Source organism: Vicinamibacteria bacterium (genome assembly GCA_035620555.1).
Lineage (GTDB): Bacteria > Acidobacteriota > Vicinamibacteria > Marinacidobacterales > SMYC01 > DASPGQ01.
Genome location: DASPGQ010000763.1, coordinates 20,208 through 31,541, shown reverse-complemented (window position 1 = coordinate 31,541; position 11,334 = coordinate 20,208). Strand labels below are relative to the sequence as shown.

The window sequence follows — 11,334 nt, the reverse complement described above, 5'->3', positions numbered from 1 at the left end:
TTTGCTCCCCTAGCTTTCGCGCCTCAGCGTCAGTACCGGTCCAGAGAGCCGCCTTCGCCACCGGTGTTCCTCCCAATATCTACGCATTTCACCGCTACACTGGGAATTCCACTCTCCTCTCCCGGACTCAAGACGAGCAGTTTCTCCCGCCATTCCACGGTTGAGCCGTGGGCTTTCACGAGAGACTTGCCCGCCCGCCTACGCGCCCTTTACGCCCAGTAATTCCGAACAACGCTAGCCCCCCCCGTATTACCGCGGCTGCTGGCACGGAGTTAGCCGGGGCTTCCTCGTAGGGTACCGTCAACGACCGAGGGTATTGATCTCGATCGCCTTCGTCCCCTCCGACAGGAGTTTACAACCCGAAGGCCTTCGTCCTCCACGCGGCGTTGCTTGTTCAGGGTTTCCCCCATTGACAAAAATTCCCCACTGCTGCCTCCCGTAGGAGTCTGGGCCGTGTCTCAGTCCCAGTGTGGCCGTCCGCCCTCTCAGGCCGGCTACCAATCGTCGCCTTGGTGAGCTCTTACCTCACCAACTAGCTAATTGGCCGCAGGCTTCTCCTCAGGCGCCAGGCCCCGAAGGGTCCCCAGCTTTGATCGTCAACCCTTATGAGAAAACGATGTCATGCGGAATTAGCCCAGGTTTCCCTGAGTTATTCCCCACCCGAGGGCAAATTACCCACGTGTTACTCACCCGTCCGCCGCTCTACTTGGGAGCCGAAGCCCCCTTTCGCGCTCGACTTGCATGTGTTAGGCACGCCGCCAGCGTTGATTCTGAGCCAGGATCAAACTCTCGAGTTTAAAGTGTTTACGGCGTCGACCGGCCGTTGACCGATCGCCACCGAAACCCGAGCACCCCTTCGGCCTGGCGGCCCAAGAGGCTTCAATCCATAGCAAAAACTCGCTTGGCTTGGACTCGCTCTACCTAGTTTTCAAAGAACAAGCCCCTCTGGGGCAATTGCGTAGGTTACACAACAAGACACTTCAAGTCAAGGGGTTTTCACGATAGGATCGCACCGTGCTTTTTCTACTCACCGTCCTGTCTCAACTCTCTTCCGCTTTGGAACCGCATCTCGTGGTCACGGGTCGCGCCGTGATCTCGGCTCAGCCCGAGCGCGCGGCGGTCGACGTCGGCGTCATCACCGAGGCGCCCGAAGCGCAGGCTGCCGCAAGTCAGAACGCCTCAAAGCTCGACCGCGTCTTGAATGCCCTCAGGGACGAACTGGGACCGGGCGCGGATTTCGAGACCCTGAGCTACACGCTCCGCCCCAACTACCGGAGGCCCGCTCCTCGAGAAGAGCCGGTTCTCACCGGCTATGTGGCCTCGAACATCGTGCGGATCAAAGACCTTGCGCTCGACGCCGTGGGCAAGGCGATCGATCTCGCCTCGGCGTCGGGATCGAACACGATCCACAACATCTCGTTCAGCTTGCGTGACGAGAATGCGGCGAAATCGGAAGCCCTGAGACAGGCGGCGGCGGACGCCCGGGCCAAAGCCGACACGCTCGCCGGGGCTCTCGGCGTGTCCGTCGTGCGCATCCTTACCGCCACCGAAGGGGAGCCGGACATCGTTCGCCCCATGCCGGCTTTTCGGTCGGAGATGGCCATGGCTCAGGCGGACGTTACCACGCCCGTCGAGCCAGGAACGATCGAGATCCGGGCAAGCGTCACGCTCGTCGTGGAGATATCGCAATGAAACCTGTGATGGAGCGCTAATTCCGGACGAGCTTCAGAAACCTTCGCTTTCCGACTTTTAGTAATAGCTCGTCGCCCATCTCGAGCTTTCGATCCTCCGCGGCCCGTTCCCCGTCGATCGACACTGCCCCCTGCCGAATCAAACGTTTCGCTTCATTCTTCGAGGGGGCGAGCCCTCCCTCGACCAGGAGCTGCGAGAGCAGGTAGCTCCCCGCGGCCACGCGGTGCTCGGGGAGCTCGTCGGGAATCTCCTTTTTGCGAATCACCGAGTCGAAATGGCGCTGGGCTTCGGCGGCAGCGTCGGCCGAATGGAAATCGGTGATGATGCGCCGGGCCAGATCCATCTTGGACCGCATCGGGTCGTCCCGGGCCTTCAAACCCTCGATCTCGCGAAGGCTCAGATCGGTGAGGAGCTCGTAATACCGCCACATGAGCTCGTCGGAGATGGACATGAGCTTTCCGAACATCTCCTCGGGAGGCTCCGTCACGCCGACGTAGTTCCCCATGCTCTTCGACATCTTCTCGACGCCGTCGATTCCCTCGAGCAGAGGTGTCGTCAACACCACCTGGGGCTCGAGGCCGTACTCGCGCATGATGTCCCGGCCGACGAGGAGGTTGAAGAGCTGGTCCGTCCCACCGAGCTCGAAATCCGCTTCGAGGGCCACGGAATCGTAGGCCTGCGCCAGAGGATAGAGAAACTCGTGGATCGCAATCGGCTGCTCCGCCTGATACCGCCTCTTGAAATCGTCTCGCTCGAGCATTCGGGCCACGGTGTAGCGCGAGGCCAGCTTGATGAATCCTTCGCTTCCGAGAGCTCCGAGCCAGCGGCTATTGAAGTCGACGAGGGTCTTCGCGGGATCGAGGATCTTGAAGACCTGCTCCTTGTAGGTCTCGGCGTTCTTGGTGATCTCTTCACGGGTGAGCTGTGGTCTCGTCTTCGATTTGCCCGTCGGGTCACCGATGAGCGCGGTGAAATCGCCGATGAGAAACACCACGTCGTGGCCGAGGTCCTGGAAATGCTTCATCTTCCGCATCAGAACGGTGTGGCCGAGATGGATGTCGGGAGCCGAGGGGTCGAAGCCCACTTTGACTCTGAGCGGCTTTTTCGTCCTCGCCGAGCGTTCGAGCTTGGCGCGCAGGTCCTCCACCCGGACCACGTCGACGGCGCCCTTGGTCAGATAAGCGATTCGTTCGTCGAGCGACATTCTCTGATCACCGCCCTCCGGCCCTCGATGCGCACCCGCCCGTCGAGCACCAGTGCGATCGCTTCGGGGTAGAGCTTGTGCTCCTCCTCGAGGATGCGCGCGGCAAGCGCCTGCTCGTCGTCATCCTCGAAGACGGGAACGGCGCGCTGCAGTACGATTGGCCCGTGGTCGAGCTGCTCGTCTACGAAATGAACCGAAGCTCCCGAGACTTTGACACCGTGCTCGAGCGCTCGACGTTGGGCGTCGAGGCCGGGGAACGAGGGCAGAAGCGACGGATGGATATTGAGGATGCGTTCGGGAAAAGCGTTCACCAGAACCGGGGAGAGAATCCTCATGAATCCCGCGAGACAGACGAGGTCGACGTGGTGCTCTCGAAGCTCGGCGACGATGGCGGTGTCGAAGTCCTCGCGCGAGGGAAAATCCCGGTGGGAAACGATCGCCGTCGGGACTCCCGCGGCTCGAGCCCGCTCGAGACCTCTCGCGGATGCGACGTTGCTGATCACGACCCCGACCCGAGCCTCGAGCCGCCCCTCGGAAACGGCGGCGAGTATCGCCTGGAGGTTCGAGCCCCGGCCCGAGATGAGAACTCCCAGGTTTCTCAAATCGAGCCCTCGTAGCGGACGCCCTGCCCGGAGACGACTTCACCGATGGGCCAGGCGCCCGGCAGCGGCAGACCTGCCTTATCCGCGATGACCACCATTCCGACGCCGAGGTTGAACGTCCGCAGCATCTCCTTTTGAGGCACGCCGCCCTTGTCCATGAGGTAACGAAATATCGGCTGAGGCTTCAGGGTTCCGAGGTCGATGCGCACGCCGCAGCCTTCCGGCAGCACGCGGGGGATGTTGTCGGTGAGACCGCCCCCGGTGATGTGAGCCAGCGCGTGGATCTCGCCACCATCGAGAAACGGCTCGAGCTCGGGCATATAACAGCGATGCTTGGCGAGAAGCACGTCGGCAACGCTTCCTCGAAGCGCCTCGACGTGGCTTTCGGGAACGAGGCCTTCTCGTTCGAAGAGGATCTTCCGTGCGAGCGAGTAGCCGTTCGTGTGAAGTCCCCAGGATTCGAGCGCGAGCAGAACGTCTCCGACAGCGACTCTCGATCCATCGATAATATGGTCTTCTTCGACCACGCCGACGATCGTGCCTGCGACATCGTACTCTCCCGGCGCATAGAGGCCCGGCATCTCCGCCGTTTCTCCGCCTAGCAGTGCGACGCCGTGCTCGCGGCAAGCCTCGGCCATGCCGGAGACGATGCTCCCCAGGACCTCACCATCGAGTCTTCCCATGGCCACGTAATCGAGAAAGAACAGCGGGCGCGCACCCTGAACGAGAATATCGTTCACGCAGTGCGCCACCAGATCGTATCCGCAGGTATCGTGGCGGCCGGTGGCGAATGCGATCTTCAGCTTCGTTCCCACTCCATCCGTGCTCGCCACCAGAACCGGCTTCCTGTATCGATCGCTATCGAGTCGGAAGAGCCCCCCGAAACTTCCGATGTCGGAAAGAACGCCCGGGCGATAGGTCGAGCGCGCGTGCTCTCGCACCTTCGAGAGCGCCTTCGTCGCGGCGTCGATGTCCACGCCCGCCGATCGGTAGTCCATGGCTCGGCTATTATAGAGCGCATGCCCGCGACGCTCAGCGTGGTACTCATCACGCGAAACGCGGCCCACCTTCTCCCCGACACCCTCGGCGCCGTCTCATGGGCCGATGAAATTCTCGTCGTGGATTCGGGCTCCACCGACGGGACCCGGGAAGTCGCCCAAGCGCTCGGGGCGAAAGTCATCCTGCAATCCGATTGGAAGGGCTACGGCCACCAGAAGAGCTTCGCGGTCCAACAGGCGAGCGGGGACTGGGTCCTCGTGCTCGATGCCGACGAGGTGGTCGATGCCGAGCTCGGCCAGGAGATCCAGCGGGCCCTGGAGTCGAAGGACGGGATTCCTGCGGGCTATCGCATGAAGCGCGTGAACTATTTCTGCGGGGAGCGCGTGCGCTTCGGCCACTCCCGTCCTTCCTACGTCGACCGCCTCTTCCGGCGCGGGAAAGGGCGCGTCACGAACCATTTGGTTCATGAGCGTATCCTCGTCGAAGGTCCGGTCGCGCGGCTCCGGGGCGAGATCCGCCACTACACGAGTGAATCGATCTCCCACCGAATTCGCAAGAACGACGACTATGCGACGATCGTGGCCGAGGAGTGGTTTCGCGAGGGAAAACGAGTCGGCCTTCTCCATCTCCTACTCATCGTGCCGCTCTCGGTGCTTCGCGACCTCGTTCTCAAGGCGGGAATCCTCGAAGGGAAGAAGGGCGTCATTCTCGCTTTTCTCGGCGCTCTCTATTCTTTCAGCAAGTACGCGAAGCTCATCGAGCTTGCCAAGCGTGAGCGCGAGCAATAGATTCTGGCTTTCAATGATGAAACGAGGTGCCCTCATGTGGAAGTGGTTTTTCGCCTGGCTCGTCGTTCTGCCGACGGCCGTCGCCGCCCAGGAGCTCGACCAGCTCCAGTTTCGTCACATCGGCCCGGTAGGCAACCGGACCATCTCGGTGGCCGGTATTCCCGGCGACGAGACTACCTACTACGCCGGGGCAGCCAGTGGAGGCGTCTGGAAGACGGAAGATGCCGGGCTTACGTGGACGCCGGTTTTCGACGATCAGCCAGTGCACTCGATCGGCGCTCTCGCCGTCTCGCCCTCGGATCCGAGCATCGTTTGGGCGGGAACGGGCGAGACGTTCATTCGTTCGAACGTCTCGATCGGAAACGGCGTCTTCAAGTCGACCGACGGGGGGACGACCTGGCGGCACATGGGGCTCCAAGGAACCGGCCGCATCGGGCGCATGATCGTCCATCCCACCAACCCGGATGTCGTCTATGCGGCGGCGCTCGGCCACGGCTACAGTCCGCAGCAGGAGCGCGGCGTCTACCGAACCACCGATGGCGGCGAGACCTGGAGCCGGGTTCTCTTCGTCGACGAGAACACCGGCGCTTCCGATCTGGTGATGGATCCCGGAAACCCGCGCATCCTCGTGGCCGGCATGTGGCAGATCGAGATCCGCACCTGGGGGCGCGAAAGCGGCGGTCCCGGAAGCGGAATTCATCTGTCGCGCGATGGCGGGGACACCTGGACGCGGCTCGAGGGGAACGGGCTTCCCAAGCTGCCGGTGGGAAAGATCGCCTTGTGCATGACGCCTCGTGACTCGAAACGCATCTACGCGCTCATCGAGACCGGCGACGGCGTGCCCTGGCACGGCGAGGAGACGGAGAGCGGCGAGCTCTGGCGTTCGGACGATGGTGGAAAGAACTGGAAGCTCGCGAGCCACAATCGCGATCTGGCGGGCCGCAGCGCCTATTACTCACGGTGCGCCGTTTCCACCGACGACCCCGACGAGGTCTACTTCCTGGCGGCTGCCTACAGCCGAAGTCTCGATGGGGGACAAAGCCACGAGACGGCGAGCCGGTCAGGCTCCGGTTTTCCCGCGCCCGGGTGGGATCATCACGACATGTGGATCGACCCTCGAAACGGCGACCGAATGGCAGTGGCCCACGACGGCGGTGTTTCCATTTCCGAGAATCGCGGCAAGTCGTGGCTCAAGGTTCAGCTTCCCGTCGCTCAGATGTACCACGTCACGGTGGACAACCAGGTTCCTTACAACGTCTACGGCAACCGCCAGGACGGACCCTCGTTCCGCGGGCCTTCCAACTCACGCACCGGGTCGGGCTTCGGCTCGACCGGAATCACCCGAGGAATGTGGCACTCGGTAGGTGGGGGCGAGAGCGGGTTCGCCACGCCCGATCCCACGGACGCCGACGTCATCTGGTCGAGCGCCTCGGGAGCGGGCGCCCGGGGCGGTATCGTGGTCCGCTACCGCGAGAGCACGAGGCAGTTTCGTCAGGTCGAGGTCTGGCCCGAGAGCACGGGCGGATGGCCCGCGGCCGATCTCAGGTACCGCTTCCAGTGGACTTTTCCCGTCCATGTCTCCGTGCACGACGCGAACACGGTCTTCGTCACGAGCCAGCACGTTCACCGTACGACGAACGGAGGCCAGAGCTGGGACGTGGTAAGCCCCGACCTCACGACGAACGACAAGTCGAAACAGGGGATATCGGGAGGACTCACGCCCGATAACATCGGGGTCGAGTATTGCTGCGTCATCTATGCATTCGACGAATCTCCCTTACAGCGAGGTTTGTACTGGGTCGGCACGAACGACGGCCTGGTCCACCTGAGCCGCGATGGAGGCGCCAGCTGGACGAACGTGACCTCGAACCTGCCCGGTCTTCCGCCCCTCGGCACGGTTCGGAACATCGACGCCTCGAAGTGGGACGCGGGAAAGGCCTACGTGAGCATCGACTTCCATCAGGTCGGTAACTTCGACGCCTTCGTCTACAAGACCGAGGACTATGGCCAGAGCTGGACGAAGATCACGAATGGGATCGGAGGCGCGCCGTTGGGCTACGTGCGCAACGTTCGCGAAGATCCCGTACGGCCGGGCCTCCTCTATCTCGGCACCGAGAACGCCCTCTACGTCTCTTTCGACGATGGGGCGAGCTGGCGCTCGTTTCAGCAAAACCTCCCCCCCGCACCCATGTACTGGATCGTCGTGCAGGAGCATTTCAACGATCTCGTCATCGGCACCTACGGCCGAGGCTTCTGGATACTCGATGACATCACACCTCTTCAACAACTCACGTCCGACGTCCGACAGTCCGCGGCACACCTCTTCGCGCCGCGCGACGCGTACCGCTTCCGGCCGATTACCTCGCCGATGACGATGTTCGACGATCCCTCGGCGGGCGAAGATCCGCCCTATGGCGCCATCATCAACTATTGGCTCGAGTCCGAGCCCGAGGGCGACGTCAAGGTCCACGTTCGCAACGCGGGTGGCGAGACGGTTCGAACGCTCGACGGAACGAAGAAGACGGGGATCAACCGCGTCGTCTGGGACCTGGAAGGTGAGCCCTCTACGGAAATCAAGCTCCGGACCAAACCCCTTTATGCCGACTGGGTGGAAATGGGGAACGAGGGCTTTCGCGCCGCCGCGGTGGGCCGGATCTCGATTCTTCAGCCACCCGGCTCGTACACCGTCGCGCTCCAGGTGGGCGACGGCGAGCAAACACAGCCGCTGCGAGTTCTGAAAGACCCTCACTCCGAAGGCACCGAGGAGGACATCCGCCTTCAAACGGAGATGCTCGAGGCCTTGCGAAACGACTTGAACGTTACCGCCGAGTCCATCAACCGCATCGAATGGATCCGAAAGCAGCTCGACGACGTCTCCGCCGTCGCGACCGCGTTCGGCGAGGATGGAGTCGATGTGATCCTTTCGGCTGCCGAAGAGCTGAACGGAACACTGATCGCCCTCGAGGAAAAGCTTTATCAGCTCAAACTCACCGGCACGGGCCAGGACCGCGTGCGGTGGCCCACGATGCTCGCCGGACACCTTTCCTATCTCGCCAGCGCGGTCGCGGTGGCCGACTTCCGGCCCGCCGACCAGCACCACGAGGTCCACGAGGTGCTCAAAGGAAGGCTGTCCGCTTACCAGCAGGAGCTCGACGGGCTGCTCGAGAACGAGCTTCCCGCCTTCAACCGCACGCTCGAAGAGCGGGGTCTGCCGACCATCGTCACCGGAGGTGAGTAGCGTTGTCGCGACGCGAAGGATTCATCCACGCCTGGCGGAAGGCTTTCCCGCGATTCGTCGAAGCTCCACCGCTCAGCCGTCGGCGAGGAATTGGTGAGGCTGCCTTACTAGCCCATTGAAACGTAAGGAGATGCGAGCTACGATGAAACCATGAAGTCGATCACGGTGACAGCAAAACGGCAGGCTACGCTACCCGTCGAGGTTTGCGAAGAGCTGGGAATCGAGCCCGGCGACAAGCTCGAGCTCGAAAGGCGCAGGCTCGAGGGCGAGACCGTTTGGATTCTGAGGGCCCGGGGCCGCGACTGGTCCTGGCTGGGCGCGGCAAGACGGTACGCCAAGGGCAAGTCTCACCGCTGGGAAGATATCGAGAAGACGATTGGCGAGGCGATGGGCCGTGGCGATCGTCGGACTTGACACGTCGGTCGTCGTTCGCCTGCTCATCGGTCTTCCCCAAAGGCAGTTTCAGGCGGCCAAAGCGCGACTCGAACGGGCCCTCGACGAAGGGGATACGGTGTTGGTCACGGACCTTGCGGTTGCCGAGGCCTACCATGCACTTCAGCATCACTACGGCGTGCCGAAGCCCAAGGCAAAAGGGCTTCTGCTGCGTTTCGTCACGAGTGGCGTCGTCGCGCTTGACCCACAAACTTCCCTGACGGCGCTGTCGCAAACCGGCGGCGCGGGAATGGTCGACCGCCTGATCCATGCGAGACATCGCGCTCTCGGCGGGATCACGCTGACTTTCGAGCAGCTACAGTCACGACTCGAGGGCGCCGAGAGACTCCGGCCGGGCTGACACGTTGTCCTTCGGCGGTTAGAACTGGATGAAAATTCGCGAACGGCATTGGGGTCAGCTGTCTTGAGCCAGGTTCAGTAGTATTCGCCAAGACCGTGCGACCCGGACTGCTCTACGTCATCCACGTCTTTGGGATCGTAAGGGCCGACGAGGAGCTCGACGGAACGCTCATCCTTTTTCGTCATCCGTCGATCTCGTCGAGAGCGCGAGCTCGCGGGCGAGGGCACGGGGGACGAAGAAGTGACTGACGCTGATGGCGGGATTGTGTCCGCTCGGCGGTGGATAGGGATAGATGGTCCGCGTCCGCGTGCAGTAGGCGTCGGCCCGAACATATCCCGCCTTGCGGGCGCACACGCTCCACGGCGCAATCAGCGGACGGCCGAGCCGGGGGGGATCGGGCCGCGGCTCGGCTGGACGAAGCCCCTGCCCCGATTTCTCGTGGACGTACTTGAAGCCCGCGTGGTAGGTGTTCCAAGCCGTGGCACGCAGGTCGTCGATGGACAGGGCGTTCTCCTCGGTAAAGAGGAGCACGATTCCCGCCTGGTGGTAGCCGCGGAACACCTCGACCATTTTCTCATCGGTTTGATTCCGTACTTCGTGGAACCCATTCCCGACGAGCATCACCGCGCCTTTCGGATCGATGTTCTCGCGACGTAATGCTTCGAGAAGAACGTAAGGCTTTCCGATATCCGCGCGGCGCACGAAGAGCATGTTGGACGGGAGCTTTTCCTGGCGCTGCTCTTCGACCGCGGCGTCGATGGCGTCGTCCTCGAGGTCGGCGCCCACGTACCGAATGGTGTCCTGGCCCGAGCGCTCGTAACGCTGGCGCGTCGCCTCGCCCCGCCCGATGGCGTGCTCGATGAACACCTCATAGCGAAACCCCGTTTCACGGCAGAATCGGTCGAGGGCATCGTTGGCCGAGGTGAAGGTGAGCCGGTTCGCATCCTGGCTCGCGCCCACATTCTCACCACGCCGTACCCATACCTCACCCCGCCCTTCGAGCAGGATGTCGACGCCGCGACTCATGTAAGGATGATAGGTCTCGATGATGCCGAAGGGTCCGGGCCCCCGCGTAAACCCTCGATGACCCAGGGTCGTTACCCGGTAGTCCTCGCCCCTTCGCTCCACCCAACCGCATGCCGTGAGGAGCTCGAGTGCCCCCGCGGCGCTCGCCAGGTGTCGCGAGCTCCAGTGGCCGGGTCGGACGAGCGTTCCCTCGCGGAGCTCCGCGGTCAGCTCGTTCGCCCGAAGCCCGAGCACCAAAGGGATGAGCCGATAGCCAAGCTCGACTTCTTCCCAAGTGGGAAACCAGTGGTTCTGGAAGTCATCCTGGCGGCGGGTGGCCGAGTACGCCAGATCGAGCAGGACTTCCAGCTCGGCTGGCTCGAGCTCGTCCCCGGCAAAGAGACGTCTCCACAGACGCGTCGCTCCACCGGGCGGTGTGCGCAAAGGTCCGATCGTGCGCAGGAGCCTCGATACCCGGGGATGTCCCGCGACCCGAAAGCCGTTGTCGTACTGTTCGATTACGCCGCGCGACAGGAGGAAGTGCAGGTCGATGTCGAGCTCGCGGGGATCGAGTTTCCGCTTGCGCCCGCGAAAGGTGGCGTTGCAGCTCGCAGGATAGATCGCTTCACCGTCCAGGAGTCGATCCAGCAAGCCCAGCTCGCGGAAGAATCCGAGCACGTGGCGCATCAACCAGAGGTCGGTCGGCGCGGTGATCGCGGCGGTGAGCACGATCTGCCGCGCCACCTTGGTGGCATTTTTCAGCTCGTCGCTCGCGGGGGAGTCGATCTCCCTGGCCGCCTTTTCGATCTCCGCGACCGCCCGCAACACGTCGAGACCCATCGCAAAGAGATGGGGGACGGTGTCGCGAAACCGCTCCCAGGCTTCGCGCTTCAGATAGGGATAGCCTGCGGTGCTGAGCCCGGTTGGCTGAAGCAAAATGGGCAAGAGCCGAGCCCCGAGGGGATGCTCGACACGCTCGCTGAGGCGCTTCTCGAAGGAACGCAACGCTGGGA

At 62.9% G+C, this 11,334-nt stretch carries 9 protein-coding genes and 1 rRNA gene; 5 read left to right on the top strand and 5 right to left on the bottom strand.

The window, feature by feature from the left end:
• Window positions 1-797: ribosomal RNA gene (locus VEK15_30635) — 16S ribosomal RNA — on the bottom strand; the annotation flags it as partial.
• A 217-nt stretch (window positions 798-1,014) separates the two neighbouring features.
• Here VEK15_30635 and VEK15_30630 point away from each other — a divergent pair.
• Complete coding sequence (locus tag VEK15_30630) at window positions 1,015-1,692, top strand: SIMPL domain-containing protein (protein ID HXV65090.1); 678 nt, start codon at window positions 1,015-1,017, stop codon at window positions 1,690-1,692.
• A gap of 16 nt (window positions 1,693-1,708) precedes the next feature.
• Here the strand turns inward: VEK15_30630 and tyrS are convergent, their stop codons facing one another.
• Genes tyrS through purM form a run of 3 tightly spaced genes read right to left on the bottom strand, consistent with a single transcriptional unit; the run spans window position 1,709 to window position 4,496 of the window.
• Window positions 1,709-2,896, bottom strand: coding sequence for a tyrosine--tRNA ligase (tyrS, locus tag VEK15_30625; GenBank protein HXV65089.1), 1,188 nt, complete (start codon window positions 2,894-2,896; stop codon window positions 1,709-1,711).
• Window positions 2,866-3,498: a phosphoribosylglycinamide formyltransferase gene (purN, locus tag VEK15_30620; GenBank protein HXV65088.1), complete on the bottom strand. Its 633-nt coding sequence runs from the start codon at window positions 3,496-3,498 to the stop codon at window positions 2,866-2,868. The genes tyrS and purN overlap by 31 nt, the downstream gene beginning before the upstream one ends.
• Complete coding sequence (gene purM, locus VEK15_30615; GenBank protein ID HXV65087.1) at window positions 3,495-4,496, bottom strand: phosphoribosylformylglycinamidine cyclo-ligase; 1,002 nt, start codon at window positions 4,494-4,496, stop codon at window positions 3,495-3,497. The genes purN and purM overlap by 4 nt, the downstream gene beginning before the upstream one ends.
• Window positions 4,497-4,517: 21 nt before the next feature.
• On the opposite strand from purM, the gene VEK15_30610 reads away from it, so the two are divergent.
• The 4 genes from VEK15_30610 (at window position 4,518) to VEK15_30595 (ending at window position 9,316) form a co-directional block, all read left to right on the top strand.
• Window positions 4,518-5,285, top strand: a complete 768-nt coding sequence (locus tag VEK15_30610) for a glycosyltransferase family 2 protein (GenBank protein ID HXV65086.1) — start codon at window positions 4,518-4,520, stop codon at window positions 5,283-5,285.
• 34 nt (window positions 5,286-5,319) lie between these two features.
• Window positions 5,320-8,523, top strand: coding sequence for a sialidase (locus tag VEK15_30605; protein ID HXV65085.1), 3,204 nt, complete (start codon window positions 5,320-5,322; stop codon window positions 8,521-8,523).
• Between the two features lie 150 nt (window positions 8,524-8,673).
• On the top strand, window positions 8,674-8,937 hold the full coding sequence (locus VEK15_30600) for an AbrB/MazE/SpoVT family DNA-binding domain-containing protein (protein HXV65084.1): 264 nt from the start codon (window positions 8,674-8,676) through the stop codon (window positions 8,935-8,937).
• On the top strand, window positions 8,918-9,316 hold the full coding sequence (locus tag VEK15_30595; protein ID HXV65083.1) for a PIN domain-containing protein: 399 nt from the start codon (window positions 8,918-8,920) through the stop codon (window positions 9,314-9,316). The genes VEK15_30600 and VEK15_30595 overlap by 20 nt, the downstream gene beginning before the upstream one ends.
• 168 nt (window positions 9,317-9,484) lie before the next feature.
• Here VEK15_30595 and VEK15_30590 read toward each other — a convergent pair whose 3' ends face one another.
• Window positions 9,485-11,326: a hypothetical protein gene (locus VEK15_30590; protein ID HXV65082.1), complete on the bottom strand. Its 1,842-nt coding sequence runs from the start codon at window positions 11,324-11,326 to the stop codon at window positions 9,485-9,487.
• Window positions 11,327-11,334: the final 8 nt, after the last annotated feature.